Raw genomic sequence first — 24598 nt, 5'->3', positions numbered from 1 at the left:
ACTACAGTGTAACGGAGAGACGTAACGCCAGCGCGGCAAGCGTTACAAACAGGACCGGCAGCGTCATTATCAAGCCCGTCCGGAAATAGTAGCTCCAGGAAACGATCATGTTTTTCTGCGCCAGTACATGGAGCCAGAGCAGGGTGGCCAGGCTACCGATAGGGGTGATTTTCGGCCCCAGATCGCAACCAATCACGTTCGCGTAAATCATCGCCTCTTTAATCAAACCTGTTGCCGAACTGCCATCAATTGAGAGCGCACCAATCAGTACCGTTGGCATATTGTTCATTATGGATGACAGGAAGGCGGTGATGAATCCGGTGCCCAGCGTGGTGGCCCAGAGTCCATAACCGGCTAAGCGATCCAGAACGTCTGAGAGATGCTCCGTCAGCCCGGCGTTGCGCAGGCCATACACCACCAGATACATCCCCAGCGAGAAGATAACGATCTGCCACGGTGCGCCGCGAAGCACTTTTCCGGTATTGATAGCGTGCCCGCGTTTTGCGACGGCAAACAAAATCAGCGCGCCCACGCTCGCGATGGCGCTGACAGGGATGTCGAGAGGCTCAAGCACAAAGAATCCGACGAGAAGTAGCAGCAGCACGATCCAGCCCGTCCTGAAGGTTGGCAGATCGTTTATGGCCCGTGCCGGCTCCCGGAGTTTCGCCAGATCGTACGTCGGAGGAATTTCCCTGCGAAAGAACAGGTGCAGCACGATGAGCGTTGCGGCAATCGCGGCGATATCAACCGGGATCATCACCGAGGCGTATTCGCTGAACCCCAGCGAGAAGAAGTCTGCCGACACAATGTTGACCAGGTTGGAGACAATCAGCGGCAGGCTGGCGGTATCGGCGATAAAGCCTGCCGCCATCACAAACGCCAGCGTGGCTTGTTGACTAAACCCGAGTGCCAGCAGCATGGCGATAACGATAGGCGTCAGGATTAGCGCCGCACCGTCATTGGCGAACAGCGCCGCAACGGCCGCACCCAGCAGCACGATCCAGGTAAACAGCAACCGCCCCCGACCGTTTCCCCAGCGGGCAACGTGCAGCGCCGCCCACTCGAAAAAACCGGACTCATCCAGCAGCAGGCTGATAACGATCACCGCGATAAACGTGGCCGTGGCGTTCCAGACGATATTCCAGACCACCGGAATATCGTTAATATGAATAACGCCGCTCGCCAGCGCCAGCGCGGCGCCAATGGTCGCGCTCCAGCCAATGCTGAGCCCTCTGGGTTGCCAGATGACCAGCACCAGCGTGAATAAAAAAATCGCTCCTGCCAGAAACATTGTTTACTCCATTATATCTGATTTAGTGAATATGTTTTGCTTAGCATGCACCCGGAACTTTACCTTTCAGCTTCAGGCGGGTGTCTTCACGCAGGCAGTTCCAGCTGTTATCGATAATGGACGCTGCCCACGCGGGCATGTTCGGAGATAAACGGTAATGGACCCATTTCCCTTCACGCCGGTCGATGACCAGCCCGGCCTCGCGGAGCAGTGCCATATGGCGGGAGACTTTCGGCTGTGGCTCGTTGGTGGCGGCGCAGAGATCGCAGACGCACAGTTCCCCCGCTTCACGCAGCAGCATGACGATGGCGAGCCGCGTTTCGTCGGAGAGGGTTTTGAAAAGCTGAAGGGGGTGAAGCATTTGGTCATCCTGAGGGTATTTCATTCACATTCGATAAATCATATATGTTTACATGAGCTGGGGGAAGCGAAAATGGAAAGATGGGTAAATTTCAGGCAACAAAAAACCCATCAACCTTGAACCAAAACGGCGGGGTTGATGGGCTCCACAAATTGGGGACATCAAAGAAAAGCAGTGGCAATAGTTATGACTGTGACCTGTGTAAAAAGTTCTGCGCGTAACGAAAATTTTTTCAGCCACGCGCAAACTTGAGACTTATCCGAGTCCAGGCCAGATAATGACGATCAGCGTACCTGCCAGCGTCAGCAGCACGTTTGCGATCGCGTACGTGCCTGCATAGCCCAGCGCCGGGATATTGCTGCGCGCGGTGTCGCTGATGATTTCCATCGCCGGTGCGCAGGTACGCGCGCCCATCATCGCGCCGAAGAGCAGGGCGCGGTTCATGCGTAACACGTAGGCACCGAACAGGAAGCAGATCACCACTGGCACCAGGCTGACGACAAGTCCGGAAAGCAACATTTGCCAGCCGACAGCGCCCAGGCCGTTGCCAATGCCGCTCCCGGCGCTTAAGCCGACACCCGCCATAAAGACCATCAGGCCGAACTCTTTCACCATGTTCAGCGCCCCCTGAGGGATATAGCCGAAGGTCGGATGGTTCGCTCGCAGGAAGCCCAGCATGATCCCGGCGAACAGCAGGCCGGCAGCGTTACCGATGCCGAAGCTAAAGTTGCTGAACTGGAAGGTGATCATCCCAATCATCAGGCCGACAATGAAGAAGGCGCAGAACGCTAACAGGTCCGTCACCTGGCTGTGAATGGAGATAAAGCCGATACGGTCGGCAACCGTTTTAACACGTCGGGCATCGCCGCTGACCTGCAACACGTCGCCTTTATTGAGCACAATGTTATCGTCGATAGGCATTTCAATCTGGCTGCGGATCACGCGGTTGAGGAAACAGCCGTGGTCGGTCAGCTTCAGCTGCGCCAGACGGCGGCCCACGGCGTTGTGGTTTTTCACCACAATCTCTTCGGTGACGATACGCATGTCCAGCAGGTCGCGGTCGAACACCTCTTTCCCGTTGCGGAAGCTGGGATCGAGACGCGCGTGGGCGTCCGGGTAGCCGACCAGGGCGATGTCATCGCCCATCTGGAGCACCGCGTCACCGTCCGGGTTAGCCAGAATACCGTTACGACGAATTCGTTCGATGTAGCAGCCGGTCTGACGGTAGATCCCAAGTTCGCGCAGGTTTTTCCCGTCAGTCCAGGCAACCAGCTCCGGGCCGACCCGGTACGCGCGGATCACCGGCAGGTAAACCTTACGTTTGGAGTCCGTGTCCAGGCCGCGCTCGCGGGCAATGGTCTGGGCGCTGGTCTGGAGATCCTGATGCTGAAGTTTCGGCAGATAGCGCGCGCCAACAATCAGGCTTACCAGACCAATCAGATAGGTCAGGGCATAGCCCAGGCTCAGGTTGTCCAGCGCGACGGAAAGCGGCGTGCCTGCCATGCCAGAATGACGAAGCGTGTCCCCGGCACCCACAAGCACCGGCGTGGAGGTCATCGAGCCGGCCAGCATACCGGCCGTTAAGCCGATGTCCCAGCCAAACAGTTTGCCCAGCCCTAACGCAATCAGCAGCGCGCTGCCGACCATCACCAGCGCCAGCATCAGATAATTTTTGCCATCACGGAAGAAAATCGAAAAAAAGTTCGGGCCGGCTTCCACGCCTACGCAAAAAATAAACAGCATGAAACCTAAGTTAAGCGCGTCCGTGTTAATACTGAAATGTTGCTGACCTAATAACAGCGAGACGACTAAAACGCCAATGGAATTACCAAGTTGAACTGAACCCAGGCGCAATTTACCCAGACAAAGGCCCAGTGCCAGTACCACAAATAATAACAGGATGTAATTCCCATTTAACAAGTCTGCGACGTTTATATTCACGGAGGCTAACTTCTTGTTTACCAGTAAGTTGTTGAATGAAAGGACTATTTGGGCTACTGTTTTCAGAGTCAGGGAATCACTGAGACTCTCCCTGCTTCCTGATAAATACCCTAAACACTAGCAGGCGGTTAGTTTAATCGTAATAGCTACCGACAGCCACCTATTATCGCACGACTTCCGTGCGTGTTTTGGCAAGGATTGCCGCAATGCTTTATCTGACTGGGCGTCCACCGGACGATTTTTGTATTTGATAGAGATAAGTCAGGAGGATAGTTTGAACTTTAAACGAAACTGGGCTGGCGTCATCAGCTGTTTTTTGCTGTTTACGGTCGTTTGCATGTCGCTTGCATTTAACGTGAAGGGCGCCTTCAGAGCGTCCGGTCATCCGGAGCTGGGCCTGCTGTTTTTCATTCTGCCGGGGGCAGTGGCCAGTTTTCTCTCGCGCAAAGGCGAGGTGGTGATGCCGCTTCTGGGGGCAATCCTTGCGGCGCCCATCTGCTTGCTTCTGATGCGCGTGCTGTTTCTCTCGTCGAGAAGCGTCTGGCAGGAAGTGGCGTGGTTGTTGAGCGGCGTTTTCTGGTGTGCGCTGGGCGCGCTGTGTTTCTTATTTACGCGCAGCCTGCTGCAACAGCGGAAGCACCGTAAATAAAAACGCCCTCAGGGTGAGGGCGTCTTCGGATTGCCTTACTGAGCGGCAAACAGGCCAAGGTGCTCTTTGGCGTAGGCTTCAAAATCGGTGCAGCCGCCGATGTGTTTCTGGTCGAGGAAGATCTGCGGCACGGTTTCAACCGGTTTACCCACGGTTTTTTCCAGATCGGCTTTGCTGATGCCTTCCGCGTGGATATCCACGTAGCGGAAGTTAAAATCATCACGTTCTTCAGTCAGTTTCTCAGCCAGCTCTTTCGCGCGCACACAGTAAGGACATCCTGGACGACCAAAAATTACTGCAAACATTTCTCTCTCCTCAAAAAACAAGCCTGACGGCGAATAATGCCTATAGTGCACGATAACCTGTCGTCATGGAAAGAAGGTTTCACCTGTCACTTTGATACAGTCAGGCTATGTTTCGCCAATTACATCATGGGGATCATTGCCTATACTGGCTGCCATACGTTTTACGCAATACAAAGAGAGACAAAATGACGCCAACCATTGACCTGCTTCGTTCCCACCGTTCCATTCGCCATTTTACCGATGAGCCAATTACTCAGGCGCAGCGGGAAGCGATCATCGACAGCGCGCGCGGTACCTCCAGCTCCAGCTTTTTGCAGTGCAGCTCGATTATCCGCATCACCGATCCGGCGATGCGTGAACAGCTGGTGACGCTCACGGGTGGACAAAAGCACGTTGCCCAGGCGGCCGAGTTCTGGGTGTTCTGCGCCGATTTTAACCGTCACCTGCAAATCTGCCCTGAGGCGGAGCTGGGGCTGGCGGAACAGCTGCTGCTGGGCGTGGTCGATACGGCGCTGATGGCGCAAAACGCCTTCACGGCGGCGGAATCGCTGGGGCTTGGCGGGGTGTATATCGGCGGGCTGCGCAACAACATCGAAAGCGTGACCGAGCTGCTGAAGCTGCCGAAACACGTGCTGCCGCTGTTTGGCCTGTGCCTCGGCTGGCCGGCGGACAACCCGGATCTGAAGCCGCGTATTCCTGCCGCGATGCTGGTGCATGAAAACCACTACCAGCCGGTCGACCAGGACGTTCTGAATCAATACGACGAAGAGCTGGCGAACTACTACCTGACGCGCGACAGCAACAACCGTCGCGACACCTGGAGCGACCATATTCGTCGTACCATTATCAAGGAGAGCCGCCCGTTCATTCTTGATTACCTGCACAAGCAGGGCTGGGCAACGCGGTAGTCCATTCCTCCCGCGCCTCGTGTATGATAGGCAGGCTTTTACCATGTCTTTAGAGAGGTGCAGGGTGAAGATTGCCATATTGTCCCGGGATGGAACGCTCTATTCATGTAAACGTCTGCGAGAAGCGGCGGCGAAGCGCGGGCATCAGATTGAGATCCTCGATCCGATGTCCTGCTATATGAACATCGACCCTGCGGCGTCGTCGATTCACTACAAGGGCCGCAAGCTGCCGCACTTCGATGCGGTGATCCCCCGCATTGGCTCCCAGATCACCTATTACGGCACGGCTGCGCTGCGCCAGTTTGAAATGCTGGGAAGCTATCCGCTCAACGAGTCCGTGGCGATTTCCCGCGCCCGCGATAAACTGCGCTCGCTACAGCTGCTGGCGCGCCAGGGGATCGATCTGCCCGTCACCGGGATTGCCCACTCCCCGGACGACACCAGCGATTTGATCGACATGGTGGGCGGTGCGCCGCTGGTCATAAAGCTGGTGGAAGGCACGCAGGGAATCGGGGTGGTACTGGCGGAGACGCGTCAGGCGGCTGAAAGCGTGATTGACGCGTTTCGCGGTCTGAATGCCCATATTCTGGTGCAGGAATATATTAAAGAGGCCAAAGGGTGCGATATCCGCTGCTTTGTGGTGGGCGATGAAGTGGTGGCTGCCATTGAGCGGCAGGCGAAAGAGGGCGACTTCCGCTCAAACCTGCACCGCGGCGGCATTGCGCGGGTGGCCATTATCAGCGAGCGCGAGCGTGCGATCGCGGTGAAAGCCGCACAGACGTTAGGCCTGGACGTTGCGGGGGTCGATCTGCTGCGCGCCGAGCGCGGGCCGCTGGTGATGGAGGTCAACGCCTCGCCGGGACTGGAAGGGGTGGAAAAAACCACGGGCGTCGATATTGCAGGTAAAATGATCGCGTGGATTGAACGTCACGCAACGCCGGGATTTTGCCTGAAAACGGGCGGTTAAATGGATCGGCGCGCACTTTTTGCGTAATCTGGACAACGTTTTTATTTAAGAGGCTGCACAGCGATGGATTTACAGGTCGTACCTACACTGGATACGTTACGTCAATGGCTCGATGATGCCGGTATTACTTTCTTCGAATGCGACTCCTGCCAGGCGCTGCATCTGCCTCACATGCAAAATTTCGACGGCATTTTTGATGCCAAAATCGATCTGATTAACGACGTCATTCTTTTCTCGGCGCTGGCCGAAGTGAAGCCTTCCGCGCTGCTGGCGCTGGCGTCCGATCTGTCTGCAATTAACGCCAGCTCTCTGACGGTCAAAGCGTTTCTCGACATACAGGATGATAACCTGCCGAAGCTGGTGGTTTGCCAGTCTTTATTCTCCGGCGCCGGGCTCTCCTTCAAGCAGTTCGCCTGGTTTATGCGCCTGAGCGAAGAGCAGATTTCCATGGTAATGATGGAAGCCAACGCACACCACCTGCTGTACAGCGCGGAAGATGATGCTGAGAATAATGATGCATCTCCCAATTTTCTCCACTAATGCCGTCTGACTTTTGCGCAGTCGCTGCCAGAGCGGCTGCATAACACCGTTTTTTCTGCTGCTTTTAACCTTTCTTTAAAGAATTTTTCACCTCCTCTCAGGCCGTTTCGGCTTATCACGTAGACATAATCTGCATAAAAAATTGATAAAAGGCGTTTTTTCGTCTGGGCTATAGCCGGAGACACGGGCTACAGTTATTCTTGCGATGCTTAAAAAAGCGAGCGGATCCTGCCGGAAAAAGGGGGTTATATTTATTTCGGGCAGAGCGACAAACTATGCATGATTATTGCATATCTTCAGGCTGCACAGTTTTGGTTCGTTTGTTAACGAGCTTTCAGAAGGAATAACAATATGATCGCCTTGAATAAAAAATGGTTATCGGGTCTGGTTGCGGGTGCTCTGATGGCCGTCTCTGCCGGCACGCTCGCTGCGGAACAAAAAACGCTGCACGTTTATAACTGGTCTGACTATATTGCGCCGGACACCGTCGCCAATTTTGAAAAAGAGACCGGCATTAAAGTGGTCTACGACGTATTCGATTCCAACGAAGTGCTGGAAGGCAAACTGATGGCGGGCAGCACCGGCTTTGACCTGGTTGTGCCGTCGGCAAGTTTCCTTGAGCGTCAGCTGACCGCCGGCGTTTTCCAGCCGCTGGATAAGAGCAAATTACCCAACTGGAAAAACCTCGACCCGGAGGTGCTGAAGCTGGTGGCTAAGCACGATCCGGAGAATAAATACGCGATGCCATACCTGTGGGCGACCACCGGCATCGGCTTTAACGTGGATAAGGTCAAAGCCGCGCTGGGCCCGGACGTCAAGCTGGACAGCTGGGACGTGGTGCTGAAGCCGGAAAACCTTGAAAAGCTCAAAAGCTGCGGCGTCTCTTTCCTCGATGCGCCGGAAGAAATTTTTGCCACCGTGCTTAACTATCTCGGCAAAGATCCCAACAGCAGCAAGGCCGACGACTACACCGGTCCGGCAACCGACCTGCTGCTGAAGCTGCGTCCGAATATTCGCTACTTCCACTCCTCTCAGTACATCAACGACCTGGCGAACGGCGATATCTGCGTAGCGATCGGCTGGGCGGGTGACGTCTGGCAGGCGGCGAACCGTGCGAAAGAGGCGAAAAACGGCGTGAATGTTTCCTACTTCATTCCGAAAGAGGGCGCGCTGGCGTTCTTCGACGTCTTCGCCATGCCGGCTGATGCGAAAAACAAAGAGGAAGCGTATCAGTTCCTCAACTACCTGATGCGTCCGGAAGTGATTGCCCACATTAGCGACCACGTTTACTACGCTAACGGTAACAAGGCCTCCGTGCCGATGGTCAGCGAGGATATCCGCAATAACCCGGCGATCTATCCGCCAGCGGACGTCTTTGCCAAGCTGTTCACCCTGAAGGTGCAGGAGCCTAAGATCGACCGCGTGCGTACCCGCGCGTGGACGAAGGTGAAAAGCGGTAAGTAACGGCGTTTGATATCGTTGCCCGGTGGCGCTAACGCTTACCGGGCCGACACAACTCGTAGGCCGGGCAAGCGTTAGCGCCGCCCGGCGATGCGCACCCTGACGGTGCGTTTGCACCAGTGTTGATCTATGCCGGAGAGCACCCCGTGAATGACGCGATCCCCCGCCCGCAGGCGAAAGTCCGTAAAGCGCTGACCCCGCTTCTTGAAATTCGTAACCTCACCAAATCCTTCGACGGCCAGCATGCCGTGGACGACGTCAGCCTGACGATCTACAAAGGCGAAATATTCGCCCTGCTCGGCGCATCGGGCTGCGGTAAGTCCACGCTGCTGCGCATGCTCGCCGGGTTTGAACAGCCGACCGCCGGGCAGATAGTGCTGGACGGCGTTGATCTATCCAGCGTGCCGCCATACCAGCGGCCCATAAACATGATGTTTCAGTCCTACGCGCTGTTTCCGCACATGACCGTCGAGCAGAATATCGCCTTCGGCCTGAAGCAGGACAAGCTGCCGAAAGCCGAAATCACCGCGCGCGTGGCGGAGATGCTGAGCCTGGTGCACATGCAGGAGTTCGCGAAGCGCAAGCCGCACCAGCTTTCAGGCGGCCAGCGTCAGCGCGTGGCGCTGGCAAGAAGCCTGGCGAAGCGTCCGAAGCTGCTGCTGCTCGACGAGCCGATGGGCGCCCTGGATAAAAAGCTGCGCGACCGGATGCAGCTGGAAGTGGTGGATATCCTCGAGCGCGTGGGCGTGACCTGCGTGATGGTGACCCACGACCAGGAAGAGGCGATGACCATGGCCGGGCGCATTGCGATCATGAATCGCGGTAAGTTCGTGCAGATTGGCGAGCCGGAAGAGATCTACGAGCACCCGACCACCCGCTACAGCGCGGAGTTTATCGGCTCGGTGAACGTCTTTGAAGGGCTGCTGAAGGAGCGTCAGGACGATGGCCTGGTGATAGAATCGCCGGGGCTGGTGCACCCGCTGAAGGTTGACTCTGACAACTCCGTGGTGGACAACGTGCCGGTCTACGTGGCCCTGCGCCCGGAAAAAATCATGCTCTGCGATGAGCCGCCCGCCGATGGCTATAACTTTGCCGTGGGCGAAGTGGTGCACATTGCCTATCTCGGCGACCTGTCGATTTATCACGTTCGCCTGAAAAGCGGGCAGATGCTCAGCGCCCAGCTACAGAACGAGCACCGGTATCGCAAGGGACAGCCAACCTGGGGCGACGAAGTGAGCCTGTGCTGGGATGCGGACAGCTGCGTCGTACTGACGGTATAAGGAGCGGCCATGAGTACACTTGAACCTCCAGCCCGCAAAACACCGGGCGGCTTAGCGCGCTGGCTGGCGCGCGTGCAGATGGCGCATGGCCGCAAGCTGGTCATCGCCATGCCGTATATCTGGCTGATCCTGCTGTTTCTGCTGCCATTCCTGATCGTCTTTAAGATCAGCCTGGCGGAGATGGCGCGGGCGATCCCGCCTTACACCGATCTGTGGGAGTGGGCCGACGGGCAGCTGACGCTGACGCTAAATCTGGGCAACTTCCTCCAGCTCACCGAGGATCCGCTCTATTTCGAAGCCTATTTGCAGTCGTTGCAGGTGGCTGCCGTCTCGACGATTTGCTGTCTGCTGATGGGCTACCCGCTGGCGTGGGCGGTGGCGCACAGCAAACCGTCAACGCGAAACATTTTGCTGCTGCTGGTGATTTTACCGTCGTGGACGTCGTTCCTGATCCGCGTATACGCCTGGATGGGGATCCTGAAAAATAACGGCATCCTGAATAACTTTCTGCTGTGGCTTGGCGTCATCGACCAGCCGTTGACCATCCTGCACACCAACCTCGCGGTGTATATCGGGATTGTTTACGCCTACCTGCCGTTTATGGTGCTGCCGATTTACACCGCCCTGACGCGCATTGACTACTCGCTGGTGGAAGCCTCGCTGGATCTCGGCGCGCGGCCGCTGAAGACCTTCTTCAGCGTGATCGTGCCGCTGACCAAAGGCGGGATCATTGCCGGGTCGATGCTGGTGTTTATCCCGGCGGTCGGGGAGTTTGTGATCCCGGAACTCCTCGGCGGACCGGACAGTATCATGATTGGCCGCGTGCTGTGGCAGGAGTTCTTCAATAACCGCGACTGGCCGGTGGCCTCGGCGGTGGCGATCGTCATGTTGCTGCTGCTGATCGTGCCGATCATGTGGTTCCACAAGCATCAGCAGAAACAGATGGGAGATCGCGGATGAACAACTTGCCGGTAGTACGCTCTCCGTGGCGCATTCTGATCCTGGTGATTGGCTTCACCTTCCTGTACGCGCCGATGCTGATGCTGGTGATCTACTCGTTCAACAGCTCAAAGCTGGTGACCGTCTGGGCGGGCTGGTCAACGCGCTGGTATAGCGCGCTGTTCCACGACGAGGCGATGATGAGCGCGGTCGGATTAAGCCTGACCATTGCAGCGCTGGCGGCGACGATGGCCTGCGTGCTGGGCACGATTGCCGCGCTGGTGATGGTGCGCTTTGGCCGCTTCCGCGGGGCCAACGGCTTTGCGTTTATGATCACCGCGCCGCTGGTGATGCCGGACGTGATCACCGGCCTGTCGCTGCTGCTGCTGTTTGTGGCGCTGGCGCACGCCATCGGCTGGCCGGCGGATCGCGGGATGCTTACCATCTGGCTGGCGCACGTGACCTTCTGTACGGCGTACGTGGCGGTGGTGATCTCCTCGCGTCTGCGCGAGCTGGACCGCTCCATTGAAGAGGCGGCGATGGATCTCGGCGCCACGCCGCTGAAGGTTTTCTTCATCATCACGCTGCCGATGATTATGCCGGCGGTCATCTCCGGCTGGCTGCTGGCGTTCACGCTCTCGCTCGACGATCTCGTTATCGCCAGCTTTGTCTCGGGGCCGGGCGCGACGACGCTGCCGATGCTGGTCTTCTCCAGCGTGCGCATGGGGGTAAATCCGGAGATTAACGCTCTGGCGTCTATCATCCTTGGCGTGGTCGGAATTGTCGGATTTATCGCCTGGTATTTGATGGCGCGCGCGGAAAAGCAGCGCGTTCGCGATATCCAGCGTGCAAGACGCGGCTGAAGGAATTATTATTTCCAGTGATGTGCCGCGTATGACGCGGCACTGTTTTTCAGGGAAGTAAAAACATTGGGATTCTTGCAAAAAACACGTCATTCGCACGCCCGTCCGAACGTCCCTGCGCTGGTTCAGGTGGCGGCGCTCGCCATTATTATGATCCGCTGCCTGGATGTGCTGATGATTATGAACACGCTGGGCCCGCGGGGCATGGGGGAGTTCATTCATCGCAGCGCGCAGACGTGGAATCTGACGCTGGTGTTTCTCAGTAGCCTGATGTTGGTGTTTATTGAGATCTACTGCGCGTTCTCGCTGGTAAAGGGGCGCAACTGGGCGCGCTGGGTCTATTTTCTTACGCAGATCACCGCTGCCAGCTATCTGTGGGCCGCCTCGCTGGGCTACGGCTATCCGGAGCTGTTCAGCATTCCCGGCGGTTCCCGCCGCGAGATTTTCCATTCCTTAGTGATGCAGAAATTGCCGGACATGCTGGTGCTCTGCCTGCTCTATGTTCCCGCCTCCAGTCGGCGGTTCTTCCGCCTGCAATAATGTGTATAATCGCAGCCCTCGTTTTCCTTGAGGTTTTCATATGCAGTGCGCACTCTATGACGCCGGTCGCTGCCGCTCCTGTCAGTGGATAGAACAGCCGGTCTCTCAACAACTCACCGCCAAAATGGCCGATTTACAGCAGCTGCTTGCCGGCCACGCGGTAGGCGAGTGGTGCGCACCCGTCAGCGGGCCGGAGCAGGGCTTTCGCAATAAAGCCAAAATGGTGGTCAGCGGCAGCGTCGAAAAGCCGCTGCTGGGCATGCTCCACCGTGACGGCACGCCGGAAGACCTCACCGCCTGCCCGCTGTATCCCGCTTCGTTTGAACCGGTGTTTGCCGCACTGAAGCCGTTTATCGCCCGCGCGGGGTTAACGCCCTATAACGTTGCCCGCAGGCGCGGCGAGCTGAAATACCTCCTGCTGACCGAAAGCCAGATCGACGGCGGCATGATGCTGCGCTTCGTGCTGCGCTCAGAGAGCAAGCTGGAGCAACTGCGCGCAGCGCTGCCGGCATTGCAGACCCAGCTTCCGCCGTTGCGGGTGATTACGGCCAACATTCAGCCGGTGCACATGGCGATTATGGAAGGGGAGAAAGAGATTTTCTTCACCGAACAGCATGCGCTGGCGGAGAACTTTAACGGCGTGCCGCTGTGGATCCGTCCGCAAAGTTTCTTCCAGACTAACCCCACCGTCGCCAGCGCGCTGTACGCCACCGCGCGCGACTGGGTGCGCGCGTTACAGGTTCATCATATGTGGGATCTGTTCTGCGGCGTCGGCGGCTTTGGCCTGCACTGCGCCACGCCTGAGATGCAGCTCACTGGGATTGAAATCTCTGCTGAGGCCATCGCCTGTGCGAAACAGTCCGCCGCGGAGCTGGGGTTAACCAATCTGCACTTTCAGGCGCTGGACTCCACCCGGTTCGCGACCGGGCAGGGCAACGTGCCGGAGCTGGTGCTGGTGAACCCGCCGCGCCGGGGCATTGGCCAGGCACTGTGCGATTACCTGAGCCAGATGGCGCCTAAGTACATCGTTTATTCCAGCTGTAACGCACAGACTATGGCGAAAGATATCGCCAGCCTGCCGGGTTACCGCATTGAGCGCGTTCAGCTCTTTGATATGTTCCCGCACACCGCGCATTACGAAGTGCTGACGTTGCTCGTGAAATCTTAAACAAAATGTGAACTCTTCATCCCTGCGAAATCAGGTAAGCTTACGTCATAAAAATTGAATAAAGGCTTACCGATGAAGCAGATCCTGCTGGTGGAAGATGACCACGATATTGCGGCGCTCCTGCGCCTCAACTTAGAAGATGAAGGCTACACCATTACCCACGAGCCGGATGGGGGGAAGGCGTTACCGCTTCTGGAAAAACAGCCGTGGGACGCGGTGATCCTCGATCTGATGCTGCCGAACGTCGACGGCCTGGAAATTTGCCGCCGTATCCGCCAGATGACCCGCTACCTGCCCATTATCATCATTAGCGCCCGCAGCAGTGAAACCGATCGTATTACCGGCCTGGAAACCGGGGCGGATGATTATCTGGCAAAACCGTTCTCGGTGCAGGAGCTGATTGCCCGCATTAAGGCGCTGTTCCGTCGTCAGCAGGCGATGGGGCAGGCGCAGGCGGACGGCATTATCCAGGCGCACGGCCTGACTATCGATCCGCTGGCGCGCAGCGTGCGTCTCAACGGCCAACACGTCGATCTCACCCCGCGCGAATTTGAGCTGCTCTATTTCTTTGCCCGTCATCCCGGCGAGGTCTTCTCGCGGCTGGCGCTGCTGGAGCAGGTGTGGGGCTATCAGCACGAAGGCTACGAGCACACCGTCAATACCCACATCAACCGCCTGCGCATCAAAATTGAGAAAGATGCCGCCGAGCCGGAAATCATTCGCACCGTCTGGGGTAAAGGCTATAAGTTTGCGGAGCGTAACCATGATGCGTCGCTTTAGCCTGAGCCAGCGCCTGACGCTGCTGTTTACGGCGTTATTGCTGCTCTGCGCTACCGTTGCCTGTGCGGTGCAGCTCTACAGCAGCATGCAGTACGGCAACGCCATGGTGCAGCGGCTCTCCGGCGGCCTGGCGCAGCAGATCGTCCAGCGGGAACCGATTCTGGACGCGCAGGGCAGGGTGGATCGCAGTGCCTTAAAGCCCCTGTTCGACCGGCTGATGACCTTTAATCCGAGCGTCGAGCTGTATGTTGTCTCCCCGGATGGCGATATCCTGGCTGATGCCGCCCCGCCGGGCCACATCCAGCGGCAAAAAATTGACCTTGCGCCGATTCAACATTTCCTGAGCGGGACGGTGATGCCGGTGCTGGGCGACGACCCCCGCAGTCAGAATAAAAAGATCTTCAGCGCCACGCCGCTGCGTCAGGACGGCGAGCTGAAAGGCTATCTGTACATTATTTTGCAGGGGGAGGAGTTCAACGCGCTGGCGGAGACGGCCTGGCACAAAGCGCTCTGGAGTACGGCGCTGTGGTCCATGATGCTGGTGGCGCTGTTTGGCCTGCTGGCGGGGGTGCTCATCTGGTACTGGGTGACGCGTCCGGTCAAACAGCTCACGATGGACGTGGCCGGGCTGGAGCAGGACAGCATCAGCGCGATCAAGCAGCTGGCGACCCAGCCGCTGGCGCCTGCCGGCCAGGATGAAGTGGCGATCCTGCGCAATACCTTTATTGAGCTGGCGCGCAAAATCACCTCTCAGTGGGATCGGCTGGCCGACAGCGACCGTCAGCGCCGGGAGTTTATCGCCAATATTTCACACGATTTGCGTACGCCGCTGACCTCGCTGCTGGGGTATCTGGAAACGCTGTCGCTGAAATCCGCGACGCTGACGCCGCAGGAGCACCAGCAGTACCTCGCCACCGCGCTGCGTCAGGGGCAAAAGGTGCGCCATCTGTCGCAGCAGCTGTTTGAGCTGGCGCGTCTTGAGCACGGCGGCATCAAGCCCCAGCGCGAGCGTTTTGCCATGGCCGAGCTGATTTCCGACGTGGCGCAGAAGTTTGAGCTGGCCGCCCGCACGCGGGAGTTAAATCTGCATATTGATGTGCCGGGTCCGCTGCCGCTGGTGAACGCCGACGTCTCCATGATTGAACGGGTGGTGACGAATCTGCTGGATAACGCGATACGCCATACGCCACCGGGCGGAGACATTCGTCTGGCGGTGTGGCAGGAGAACGACCGGTTGCAGGTTGAAGTGGAAGATAACGGCGCGGGCGTCGATGCGGCCTTGCGGGACGATCTGTTCCAGCGGCCTTCAGCGTTAAATCCTCAGGCGTCGCGGGACAACCGGGGCGGATTAGGGCTATTGATCGTGAAAAGAATGCTGGAGCTGCACGGCGGGGGGATCCGGTTGATGGAGTCCGTAAGCGGGGCGCGGTTCAGGTTCTTTGTGCCGCTGTGAGAAATTGCCGGGTGGCGCTGCGCTTACCCGGCCTACAGACCCCCCCCGTAGGCCAGACCACCCGGCAAAAAGCGATTACTGCGGGAACCACTGCTCGCTGATTTTCTGGTACGTACCGTCAGCCTTGATCGCTTTCAGCGCGCCGTTCAGTTTCTCCAGCAGGGCTTTGTTATCCGGGCGTACCGCGATGCCGAGGCCTGTACCGAAGTATTGCGGATCGGTCACTTTCTCGGTCGCTGTCCCCAGCTGCGGGTTGGTTTTCAGCCATTCGTTCACCACGGCGGTGTCGCCGAATACGCCGTCAATACGGCCATTTTTCAGGTCGATAATCGCGTTCTGGTAGCTGTCATAGGCCACGGTTTTGACTTCAGGATGCTTGTCCTGGAGATATTTCTGGTGCGTGGTGCCGTTTTCCATGCCGATGCGCTTGCCTTTCAGCTGGTCAAAGGAGGTGTACGCGCCTTTCTTCGCAATCACCACCGCAGAGTTGGCGTAGTACGGGTCGGTGAACGCGACCTGCTTGCTGCGCTCTGGCGTGATATCCATACCGGAGATCACCGCATCGTATTTTTTGAACTTGAGGGACGGGATCAGGCTGTCAAACGCGTGGTTAGTAAAGGTGCAGTCGGCCTGCATCTGCTTGCACAGCGCTTTCGCCAGGTCGATGTCGAAGCCGACGATCTGGTTGCTGGCATCCAGCGATTCAAACGGTGGATAGGTGGCAGAAACGCCGAAATTGATTTTATCTGCGGCTGACGCGCCAGCGGCGAAGGTTGCCAGTAATGCGGCCAGAACTAATTTTTTCATTGTGTTGCTCCCGTCTGTAGGTCTTATGAACGTACAATGCCATTTAATGAATTTATATGCAATATAAATGATTAAATATTAGATGGTGGACAAAAAAAAACGGATAACCAAAAGGTTATCCGTCACGTGTATTCACGTTTATGCATTTCCTGTCGGGCGGGCCCGGTCTACGATCTCCGCTCGAATGCCAGCGCCTTACGCTCGATCAGGCGCATCATCAGCGTCAGCAGGCCGTTGACCACCAGATACACCAGCCCGGCCGCACCGAACACCATCACGTCGTAGGTGCGTCCATACAGCAGTTGCCCGTGGCCCATCACTTCCATCAGGGTGATGGTGTAGGCCAGAGAGGTACTTTTGAACACCAGAATGACTTCGTTGGAATAGGAAGAGAGCGCGCGCTTAAAGGCGTACGGCAGCAGGATCGCCAGCGTGTCCTTCTTGCTCATGCCCAGCGCGCCGCAGGACTGCCACTGGCCTTCCGGGATCGCGCGGATCGCACCGTAAAACAGCTGCGTGGTGTAGGCGGCGCTGTTCAGCGAGAGGGCAATCAGGGCGCATAGCCACGGCTCAGAGAGCAGGTGCCAGATCACCGGGTATTGCTGTAACGACGGGAACTGCCCCGGGCCGTAGTAAATCAGGAAAATCTGCACCAGCAGCGGCGTACCGGTAAACAGCGTAATGTAACCGCGTACAATCCACACCAGCACCGGCGTTTTCAGCGTCAGGACGATGGTGAAGATCAGCGCCAGAATCAGCGCCACGATGATGGACGCGACGGTCAGCGTCAGGCTGGTGTGCAGCCCTTTCATCAGTTCGGGTAAATAGTCCAGCATCAGCCTGGTCTCCGTTCAAAACGCGTTGCACGCAGATCAATACGCTTAAGAACGTACTGGCTCAGCAACGTGATCGCCAGGTAGATCGCTGCCGCCACAATGTACCAGGTAAAAGGCTCCTGCGTACGGGTGGCGATGCTTTTGGTTTGCAGCATCAAATCGTTCACGCTGATCAGGCTCACCAGCGCGGTATCTTTCAACAGGACCAGCCACTGATTACCCAGCCCCGGCAGGGCATGACGCCACATCTGCGGCATCACCAGGCGGAAGAAGATCGCCGCTTTCGACAGGCCCAGCGCCTGGCCGGATTCCCACTGACCCTGCGGCACCGCCTTCAGCGCGCCGCGCAGCGTTTGTGACGCATAGGCCGAATAGAGCAGGGAGAGCGCAATCACGCCGCACAGGAACGGGCTGACGTCAAAGTTCTCGATCTGCATCTGCACCGGGATCTGCGCAACGCCGAGGTTAAGGGTGAAGCCGTCCGACAGCGTGAGCAGCAGCTGTGAGGAACCGAAATAGATAAACAGGACCACCAGAATTTCCGGTAGCCCGCGCAGCACGGTTACCAGCGCTGAACCGAGCCATGCGACAGGGCGCCACTTAACGGACTCCCACACCGCAAAGAACATCGCCAGTACCAGGCCGATAATCAGTGCACAAACGGCAAGGCCGACGGTCATCCCGGCGGCGCTTGCTAAAGGAAAAATTTCATTCATCAGGAATTACTTCTGGAACCATTTTTTGTAGATGGTTTCGTAGGTGCCGTCTTTCTTCACTTTTTCCAGCGCAGCGTTGAATTTCTGCTGCAACTCGGTGTTGCCCTGACGTACGGCAATACCCAGACCTGTACCGAAGTAGTCTTTATCGGTCACCTTGTCACCCACGGCGGCCAGCTTGTCGTTCGCTTTCAGCCATTCAGTCACGACAGCCGTGTCCCCGAAGACCGCATCGATACGACCGTTTTGCAGGTCCAGCTTCGCATTCTGGTAGCTGTCATACGGTACGGTGGTGATTTCCGGATGCTTATCCATGATGAATTTCTGGTGCGTGGTGCCGTTTTGAACGCCCACCTTCTTGCCTTTCAGCAGATCGACAGAAGCGTATTTGCCTTTCTGACCGATGAACAGGGCAGAGTTGTCATAGTAAGGCGCAGTGAACAGAACCTGCTTTTCACGCTCCGGGGTGATGTCCATACCGGCCATCACCGCGTCGATGCGGCGGAACTTCAGGCTCGGGATCAGGCTGTCGAACGACTGGTTGCTGAAGGTGCAGGTCGCGTCGATCTCTTTACACAGGGCGTTGGCCAGGTCCACGTCGAAGCCAACAATTTTGTTGTTCGCATCGATGGATTCAAACGGAGGATAAGACGCTTCGGTGGCGAAACGGATGGTCTGGGCTGCGGTAGCGGAAAGGCTGACGCTAGCGAGCAGCGCGGCAATCAATACTTTTTTCATTATAATTTCCCTAACACGTCAGTGAGATAAGTAATTTTTGAAGGCATCGGTTTGCGGGTTGGTGAAGCAGCTCGCGTCACCTTGCTCAACGATATACCCGTTTTCCATGTAGACCACGCGGCTGGCGGTTTTGCGCGCCACTTCCACCTCGTGGGTCACGATGACCTGGGTAATGTTGGTTTCCGCCAGCTCGCGAATAATACTCACGATCTGAGCAGTAATTTCCGGATCCAGCGCCGCGGTCGGCTCGTCAAACAGCAGCACCGCCGGCTCCATCATCAGCGCACGGGCAATCGCCACGCGCTGCTGCTGACCACCGGAGAGGTGAAGCGGATAGCGGTCGCTGTAGGGCTTCAGGCGCAGACGTTCCAGCAGCTTGTCGGCACGCGCCATCGCCCGATCCTTGCTTAAGCCGAGCACGCGGCACGGGGCTTCAATCAGGTTTTGTACCACGGTCAGGTGCGGCCAGAGATTGTATTGCTGAAAAACCATGCCCACGTTTTGACGCAGTTCACGAATCGCTTTATCAGAAGGGGTTTTCGCAAAATCAAAATGGTTACCGGCAATGGCCAGCGTGCCCGAGCGGGGCATTTCAAGCAGATTCAGAACGCGCAGAAGGGAGCTTTTTCCCGCGCCGCTTGGGCCGAGCAAAACCAGCGTTTCGCCCTCCGGGCAGCTCAGCGTAATGTCGAACAGCGCCTGGTGTGCGCCGTAGAAGCAGTTAATGCCGTTTAGTTTAATACTCATCGGGGCAGTCTTTACTCATCCAGGCAATCTATAGCAATTGAGGCCGCAGATAGTACCGTTGACAGAATAGTTATGCAATATTTCTGCGTTAAAAGTTAAATATAACCCGTGTTTCTTCTTAAACATAGCACAAAATAGCGAAGGGGGAGGGGGGCGAGAATAAATGTCGGCATTCCGCCTGAAATGCCGGACATTTTACGGGGTTAACGTTTATTTCGCCGCTGCGTTAGCGGTTTTCAACGGACTGGCGCAGGGTGCCAGCCGGGGCATGAACGCTGCCGCCAATGTAGCGAACATCATCGATGGCCCAGCACTGCCCTTCACGGATCATCAGCACTTCATCCTGCCAGGTCTGGGTGCCCTGTGTTAGTTTCACGCGCAGCGGAATATTGCGCGCGTCGGTGTTCGGGATGGTTGACGCGCTGGCAACCTCGGCGCTGTCGGGCAGCGTCGCGCGGCTGGAGAACGGATCGGCAGACAGCAGCGCGTTATGCTGCGGATCGCGCGAGGCGTCGTTAAGCAGTTTCGCCAGGTTATCGCTCAGGTACGGGCGCAGGGCGGTGAGGTCATTACCGCGATGCTGAATGCGATAATCATAGAACTGTTGCGCCACGGCGTCCGGGCCGCCCTCGATGCAGGGGCCGCTGCGGGAACCGATATCCTTAAAGGCTGGCGTGACCGGCGTAGTGCAGGCGCTGAGCACCAGCGCGCAGGGCACTAAAAGCGTTAAAGCAGAGTAGCGCATGTTGATTTCCTTATTTATTAACTATCCTTTCAATCATAGCGTAACGAACCGATAATGCAGTTGCTAACGCATTGAACGCTAAAGAAGGAGAGAAAGTATGCAGTTTTCAACGACCCCAACCCTGGAAGGGCAACCGATCACCGAGTACTGCGGCGTGGTCACCGGCGAGGCGATCCTTGGCGCTAACGTCTTCCGCGACTTTTTTGCCGGCATTCGCGACATCGTCGGCGGGCGCTCCGGCGCGTATGAAAAAGAGCTGCGTAAAGCGCGAGAGATTGCGTTTAAGGAGCTGGGCGAGCAGGCCAAGGCGCTGGGCGCGGATGCGGTGGTGGGTATTGATATCGACTACGAAACAGTCGGTAAAGATGCCAGCATGCTGATGGTGAGCGTAAGCGGCACGGCGGTGAAGATCCGTTGATGACGCGTTCGCTCTCAGCCGTCCTGCTGGCGCTGCTGCTGGCAGGATGCGCCGCGGAAAAAGGCATCGTTGATAAGGGTGCTTATGAGCTGGATACGCGCCATCAGGCGCAGGCTGCCTACCCGCGTATAAAGGTGCTGGTTATTCACTACACCGCAGACGATTTTGACACCTCGCTTGCAACCCTGACCGATAAAAACGTCAGCTCCCATTATCTCATCCCCGCCAGGCCCCCCGCGCCGGACGGTAAACCACGCATCTGGCAACTGGTGCCGGAGAGCGAGCTTGCCTGGCATGCGGGCATCAGCTTCTGGCGCGGCACCAACCGCATCAACGATACCTCCGTGGGGATTGAGCTGGAGAACCGTGGCTGGCAGAAAGTTGGAGGGGTAAAAACCTTCGTGCCCTTTGAACCGGCACAAATCGCGGCGCTGATCCCTCTCGCTAAAGACATCATTGCCCGCTACGACATCAAACCGCAGAACGTGGTGGCCCATGCCGATATTGCCCCGCAGCGTAAGGACGATCCCGGCCCGCTGTTCCCGTGGCGCGAGCTGGCGCAGCAGGGGATAGGCGCGTGGCCCGATCCGGCGCGCGTGGCGTTCTATATGAACGGGCGATCGCGTTATGAGCCGGTGGATACCGCAACGCTGCTCGATCTGCTGGCCCGCTACGGCTACGAGGTGCCCGAAGACAGCACCCCCGCGCAGCAAAAACGCATCATCATGGCGTTCCAGATGCATTTCCGCCCGCAACTGTGGAACGGTGTAGCCGACGTTGAATCCCTGGCTATCGCCGAAGCGCTGTTAGAGAAATACGGACAGGGGTAATCCTTCGGAATACCCCCGAATAGGTATATTCTCCTTACTTGTCATAAGATTAATCTTAAGTACATCGTCAATTAACTTTTAGTAAATTGACTTAAAATTATCCGGATTTAAGATAGACACATAGCTTGCTAACTAAATTGGCAAATAAATAAAAGCATTATTCTTTCTTTTTTTTCTTGAGAATTTCATCAGGACTCATATTCAGGTTCCGGCAACAGGCCGGGGCCATTATTAATCATTAAAATCTTAAATCGGGTATAACAATGTTAAGAATATACGCTAATAAATTACGTCCGCAGGCCGAGATGGAAAAAATTATTGCTGCCACTTCCGGCGTTGAGGAAAAAACGCTAAAGAAATGGCAAAAACTTTCTACGGCTGATTCCGAATATATCCATATTATCGTCAGCGGGGAAGTAGAGTTTCGCCGCGAGTCTGACGAGTTGTGCATGTTTACCGTAACGGGATACTGCATATTCGGCCTCTCCTCAATGTACTACCAGTCCGCCCATATGTACGGCCTTGTGCGGGCGAATACCGTGGTTCGCTCCATTAAGAAAGAGGATTTCGCCCGGCTGATGACCGAGAAAAACCTGTGGCCTGAACTGACGAAGGTGCTTTCCTGGTATATCTGCATGCTGAGCAAACGCGACGATGTTCTGGTTGCCCGCAGCGCGTATTCTGTTGTCCGCGAATTTTTATATGAAATAAACGATCTGATTGTCCAGCATCAACGCGATATCAACGTTTATGATTACATTCAGGAATACACTAACCTGGCGCGCAGCACCATTATTAAAATTCTCTCCGACCTTAAAAAAGGCCAGTATATTGTGGTGGAAAAAGGTCGACTGCTTAATCTCACCTCACTGCCTGAAAAATATTAATGCTGCTCCCGCCGGTCTCCTGAATCAACTGACGGAGGCCGGCTATTATCGCTCTGTTTTACGCTTGCCTGCGTATTATCCTGCGTTTCGTCTACCGGCGGCGCGGGTATTTTTCCCTGCGAATAATCCTGCTCCTGTTCTTTTAACGCCTGCTTAAGTAATTCTTCCAGCGACGCATCGTTGCTGCCTGCGCTGGCGGGCGCGATGTCGCGTTCGTGCGCCTCGGTTCCCGGCAGGGTATCCCGCGACGTGTCCTGCGGCACCGCGCCGTCGGGCGCCTGCTGCCAGTCGGCATCATCACTGTTTATGGGCAGATCCTGCATGGGCGGAACATCAACATGCACCGGCGCAGGTTTAGGCTGCGGATGCGGGAACGGTTTACTCACATACACGTAATGCATATCTGAAAGCTGCGTTTCCGGCTTCGCCACGCTGGCTTTGACCGGTTCGGGCGACGGGTGGCGGAGGTGCCAGTACACATGTGCATACAGGCCGGCAACCAGCATGGCGCAAAGCCCGAACGCCCATAACACCGTTTTGCCGAATACGTTTTTCAGGCTGGGGAGACGGTACGAGAACCAGACCGCCTCTCCGGTTGAGTAGCTGCGCTGGGCCGCAAGACAGATGGTCGACATTAGGCTTTTTTCTCCTGCGTTTTCGCGTCCGCAGTGGTGCGGGCGGCCTGAATCAGTACGCTCGGCGTGCTGTTGGTCACGCGCATTAATTGCATCAGCGTGTCTTCTCCCGGGATGCCGTCCACATGCAGTTTCATTTGTTGCTGGAACTCGCGGGTGCGTTTCATCATCTCTGCGGTCCAGATCCGGGCGTGCGTTTCCGGCCTGCTGAGCGCGAGGCTTAACTGCTGATCGAGCCAGGCCATGTCTTTACCGTCGCTGGCGGCGCCGATCGCGTCCTGGCCTTCCGGCGTCAGGCGGTGCAGTTGAGTGAAGTTGCCGGTCGCATGCTGGTTAAACCAGCTGCGGCTCACCTGCCAGGTCCGGTTATTCATGAGCAGGTCAATCGACGTATCGCCGACCCGGGCGACAACCGCATAGTTAAGGTGACCGCCGGTTTTGAGCTCGCTGACCCACGGATACCCCTCCCGCGCCAGCGCGTCCGGCGTCGCGTTCCCCTGCTTACACATCAGGTTCACCTTCGCGGCGTTATGGCACAGGGCCTCTTCTGCCGAGGCGTCATACCCCCACATCAGATAAAGCTGGTGCATCGCATCCGGCTGATTCACCATTTCGTTGTCGATAACCGGCACCACGGCTGCTTCAGGTTTTGGCGTCGGCTGTTTCCAGCTGACGGGGACCGGCAGCGGGATGGGAAGGTGCGCGCTGATCGACGAGGTCAGATACCAGCCGCAGGCGGCAAACAGCACCGACGCGAACAGCCCCACGGTCGCCAGGCGCTTACCGTGTTTTTTGGCGGGCAGGATCTCTCCCGCCGCCAGGCGTAAATGACGCGGGCTGACCTGCGCCGCGCGTTCCGTCCAGGCGGCGAGCATTGACAGGTGTGCCAGAGCATTCAGTTTGCTGATGTTGCCTTTGGTCAGCGCGTGCATTTTGCGCACGCGGGCTGGCGTTAACGGCGAATTTTCACAGCCGTGTTCTTCACACTGCGCCTGCACGTAGCTCAGGTATTCGCGGCAGGTCAGGGGGCGCAGAACATGATGGGTGTGCATATATTCGCGCAGTTCAGGTTGCTTAATCAGGCTTTCCCGATCCGCTGCGCCCATTAGCACCACGGACAGGCGGACGTTCAGCTCCTGGGCACGCGTGAGCAGCGTTCCCAGGACTTCCAGACAGCCCTCTTTCATGGCTTCGCAGTGGGCGATGGTCAGCACTCTGGATTTCGCTTTTCCCTCCTGCCACTGGCGCAGTATGGCATCCACCGCCTGCATGCGGTTGCCGATCGCTTTCGTTCCCGGGTTGAGCTTGTACAGCAGGCTACTGGCACTCAATTTTGGAAACGCGCTGATGGCAAGCACGTTGCCGCTGCTGGTTTTCAGCGCATCGCTGAAGTGAGCCAGGAGCGGCGCGTCGTCGCTAAAGAGCCCGATAATGCCCGCCTGCTGGGTTTTCTCTTTCAGCAGGTTAAACACATCCTGATGATAAGGTACCAGAAAATCCCCGGATAAACGGGCGATCGTCCTGAATGGCGGGTTTTTAAAATTAAAGTGGCTCTGATACATAACGACTTACCGTCTCTGATTAGGAATAGCAACAGCACCAGAAAGTAAGTTAATGCTCTGAGGTGGTCAATTTGCAAACAGGGTAAAAATATCCTGCTGGCAGCGCCTAACATCTGGATTTTATACGGTCAATATTTTTCTTTATGAAAGTTAGCGGCAAAGTCAGTGGTCGCATTTGCAACAGCTTATTACTATTTTCATCCATATTGGCGCAGTATGACGCTGCTTATT

27 protein-coding genes are annotated in these 24598 nt (G+C 56.7%); 15 read left to right on the top strand and 12 right to left on the bottom strand.

Going from position 1 to position 24598, the window contains the following annotated elements:
- Position 1: 1 nt before the first annotated feature.
- From IM267_RS01925 to IM267_RS01915, 3 genes are all read right to left on the bottom strand, one after another.
- Positions 2-1291: an arsenic transporter gene (locus IM267_RS01925; RefSeq protein ID WP_193032583.1), complete on the bottom strand. Its 1290-nt coding sequence runs from the start codon at positions 1289-1291 to the stop codon at positions 2-4.
- 40 nt (positions 1292-1331) lie between these two features.
- On the bottom strand, positions 1332-1652 hold the full coding sequence (locus IM267_RS01920) for a metalloregulator ArsR/SmtB family transcription factor (protein WP_193032582.1): 321 nt from the start codon (positions 1650-1652) through the stop codon (positions 1332-1334).
- A gap of 255 nt (positions 1653-1907) precedes the next feature.
- Positions 1908-3593, bottom strand: a complete 1686-nt coding sequence (locus IM267_RS01915; RefSeq protein ID WP_063866223.1) for an aspartate:alanine antiporter — start codon at positions 3591-3593, stop codon at positions 1908-1910.
- 274 nt (positions 3594-3867) lie between these two features.
- Between IM267_RS01915 and IM267_RS01910 the strand changes: the two genes are divergently transcribed.
- Positions 3868-4242, top strand: coding sequence for an inner membrane protein YbjM (locus IM267_RS01910; RefSeq protein WP_063449233.1), 375 nt, complete (start codon positions 3868-3870; stop codon positions 4240-4242).
- A 35-nt stretch (positions 4243-4277) separates the two neighbouring features.
- Here the strand turns inward: IM267_RS01910 and IM267_RS01905 are convergent, their stop codons facing one another.
- The gene (locus tag IM267_RS01905) at positions 4278-4547 is read right to left on the bottom strand and encodes a GrxA family glutaredoxin (RefSeq protein WP_014169305.1); all 270 of its coding nucleotides are present in this window, start codon (positions 4545-4547) and stop codon (positions 4278-4280) included.
- Between the two features lie 185 nt (positions 4548-4732).
- Here IM267_RS01905 and nfsA point away from each other — a divergent pair, with 185 nt between their 5' ends.
- From nfsA to IM267_RS01850, 11 genes are all read left to right on the top strand, one after another.
- Entirely contained in the window at positions 4733-5455 is a 723-nt protein-coding gene (gene nfsA, locus IM267_RS01900) for a nitroreductase NfsA (protein ID WP_063449232.1), read from the top strand.
- A gap of 64 nt (positions 5456-5519) precedes the next feature.
- Positions 5520-6422 carry a 30S ribosomal protein S6--L-glutamate ligase gene (gene rimK / locus IM267_RS01895; protein ID WP_064910791.1) on the top strand — a complete coding sequence of 301 codons (903 nt, stop codon included), beginning with the start codon at positions 5520-5522 and terminating at the stop codon, positions 6420-6422.
- Positions 6423-6485: 63 nt separating this feature from the next.
- A complete protein-coding gene (locus tag IM267_RS01890; protein ID WP_003858385.1) occupies positions 6486-6962 on the top strand; it encodes a YbjN domain-containing protein in 477 nt (158 codons plus the stop codon).
- Between the two features lie 351 nt (positions 6963-7313).
- Positions 7314-8426, top strand: a complete 1113-nt coding sequence (gene potF, locus IM267_RS01885; RefSeq protein ID WP_063866227.1) for a spermidine/putrescine ABC transporter substrate-binding protein PotF — start codon at positions 7314-7316, stop codon at positions 8424-8426.
- Between the two features lie 143 nt (positions 8427-8569).
- On the top strand, positions 8570-9703 hold the full coding sequence (gene potG / locus IM267_RS01880) for a putrescine ABC transporter ATP-binding subunit PotG (RefSeq protein WP_017693732.1): 1134 nt from the start codon (positions 8570-8572) through the stop codon (positions 9701-9703).
- A gap of 9 nt (positions 9704-9712) precedes the next feature.
- Entirely contained in the window at positions 9713-10663 is a 951-nt protein-coding gene (gene potH / locus IM267_RS01875; RefSeq protein ID WP_193032581.1) for a putrescine ABC transporter permease PotH, read from the top strand.
- On the top strand, positions 10660-11505 hold the full coding sequence (gene potI / locus IM267_RS01870) for a putrescine ABC transporter permease PotI (RefSeq protein ID WP_063449228.1): 846 nt from the start codon (positions 10660-10662) through the stop codon (positions 11503-11505). The genes potH and potI overlap by 4 nt, the downstream gene beginning before the upstream one ends.
- 42 nt (positions 11506-11547) lie before the next feature.
- Positions 11548-12045, top strand: a complete 498-nt coding sequence (locus IM267_RS01865) for a YbjO family protein (RefSeq protein ID WP_087878582.1) — start codon at positions 11548-11550, stop codon at positions 12043-12045.
- A 40-nt stretch (positions 12046-12085) separates the two neighbouring features.
- Positions 12086-13213: a 23S rRNA (uracil(747)-C(5))-methyltransferase RlmC gene (gene rlmC, locus IM267_RS01860; protein ID WP_193032580.1), complete on the top strand. Its 1128-nt coding sequence runs from the start codon at positions 12086-12088 to the stop codon at positions 13211-13213.
- A gap of 72 nt (positions 13214-13285) precedes the next feature.
- Entirely contained in the window at positions 13286-13993 is a 708-nt protein-coding gene (locus IM267_RS01855; protein WP_193032579.1) for a response regulator transcription factor, read from the top strand.
- Positions 13977-15446 (top strand): sensor histidine kinase KdpD, encoded by a 1470-nt coding sequence (locus IM267_RS01850; protein ID WP_193032578.1) that lies wholly within the window; start codon positions 13977-13979, stop codon positions 15444-15446. Before IM267_RS01855 ends, IM267_RS01850 begins: the two co-directional genes overlap by 17 nt.
- 75 nt (positions 15447-15521) lie before the next feature.
- Here IM267_RS01850 and artJ read toward each other — a convergent pair whose 3' ends face one another.
- The 6 genes from artJ to IM267_RS01820 all read right to left on the bottom strand — a co-directional run bounded on the left by artJ (position 15522) and on the right by IM267_RS01820 (position 20035).
- Positions 15522-16253 (bottom strand): arginine ABC transporter substrate-binding protein ArtJ, encoded by a 732-nt coding sequence (gene artJ / locus IM267_RS01845; protein WP_021240923.1) that lies wholly within the window; start codon positions 16251-16253, stop codon positions 15522-15524.
- Between the two features lie 167 nt (positions 16254-16420).
- A complete protein-coding gene (artM, locus tag IM267_RS01840; protein ID WP_193032577.1) occupies positions 16421-17089 on the bottom strand; it encodes an arginine ABC transporter permease ArtM in 669 nt (222 codons plus the stop codon).
- Positions 17089-17805 carry an arginine ABC transporter permease ArtQ gene (gene artQ, locus IM267_RS01835; RefSeq protein ID WP_063449222.1) on the bottom strand — a complete coding sequence of 239 codons (717 nt, stop codon included), beginning with the start codon at positions 17803-17805 and terminating at the stop codon, positions 17089-17091. Before artQ ends, artM begins: the two co-directional genes overlap by 1 nt.
- 6 nt (positions 17806-17811) lie before the next feature.
- On the bottom strand, positions 17812-18543 hold the full coding sequence (gene artI, locus IM267_RS01830) for an arginine ABC transporter substrate-binding protein ArtI (RefSeq protein WP_063449221.1): 732 nt from the start codon (positions 18541-18543) through the stop codon (positions 17812-17814).
- 18 nt (positions 18544-18561) lie between these two features.
- Entirely contained in the window at positions 18562-19290 is a 729-nt protein-coding gene (gene artP, locus IM267_RS01825) for an arginine ABC transporter ATP-binding protein ArtP (RefSeq protein ID WP_063449220.1), read from the bottom strand.
- Positions 19291-19516: 226 nt separating this feature from the next.
- Positions 19517-20035, bottom strand: coding sequence for a lipoprotein (locus IM267_RS01820; protein ID WP_063449219.1), 519 nt, complete (start codon positions 20033-20035; stop codon positions 19517-19519).
- 97 nt (positions 20036-20132) lie between these two features.
- Between IM267_RS01820 and IM267_RS01815 the strand changes: the two genes are divergently transcribed.
- The 3 genes from IM267_RS01815 to IM267_RS01805 all read left to right on the top strand — a co-directional run bounded on the left by IM267_RS01815 (position 20133) and on the right by IM267_RS01805 (position 22170).
- On the top strand, positions 20133-20453 hold the full coding sequence (locus IM267_RS01815) for a heavy metal-binding domain-containing protein (protein WP_063449218.1): 321 nt from the start codon (positions 20133-20135) through the stop codon (positions 20451-20453).
- Positions 20453-21283: an N-acetylmuramoyl-L-alanine amidase gene (locus IM267_RS01810; RefSeq protein WP_193032576.1), complete on the top strand. Its 831-nt coding sequence runs from the start codon at positions 20453-20455 to the stop codon at positions 21281-21283. Before IM267_RS01815 ends, IM267_RS01810 begins: the two co-directional genes overlap by 1 nt.
- A 263-nt stretch (positions 21284-21546) precedes the next feature.
- Positions 21547-22170, top strand: coding sequence for a helix-turn-helix domain-containing protein (locus IM267_RS01805; protein WP_193032575.1), 624 nt, complete (start codon positions 21547-21549; stop codon positions 22168-22170).
- Here the strand turns inward: IM267_RS01805 and IM267_RS01800 are convergent.
- Both IM267_RS01800 and IM267_RS01795 read right to left on the bottom strand, forming a co-directional pair.
- A complete protein-coding gene (locus IM267_RS01800; RefSeq protein WP_193032574.1) occupies positions 22167-22805 on the bottom strand; it encodes a hypothetical protein in 639 nt (212 codons plus the stop codon). The two genes, IM267_RS01805 and IM267_RS01800, sit on opposite strands and share 4 nt — an antisense overlap.
- Positions 22805-24367 (bottom strand): peptidoglycan-binding domain-containing protein, encoded by a 1563-nt coding sequence (locus IM267_RS01795; RefSeq protein ID WP_193032573.1) that lies wholly within the window; start codon positions 24365-24367, stop codon positions 22805-22807. Before IM267_RS01795 ends, IM267_RS01800 begins: the two co-directional genes overlap by 1 nt.
- Positions 24368-24598: the final 231 nt, after the last annotated feature.

It is taken from the genome of Enterobacter cloacae complex sp. P15RS (assembly GCF_014895905.1).
In the GTDB taxonomy this organism is placed as follows: Bacteria; Pseudomonadota; Gammaproteobacteria; order Enterobacterales; family Enterobacteriaceae; genus Enterobacter; species Enterobacter quasihormaechei.
Note: the sequence above shows the minus strand (reverse complement) of the source record. Positions and strands in the feature narration are given on the sequence as shown.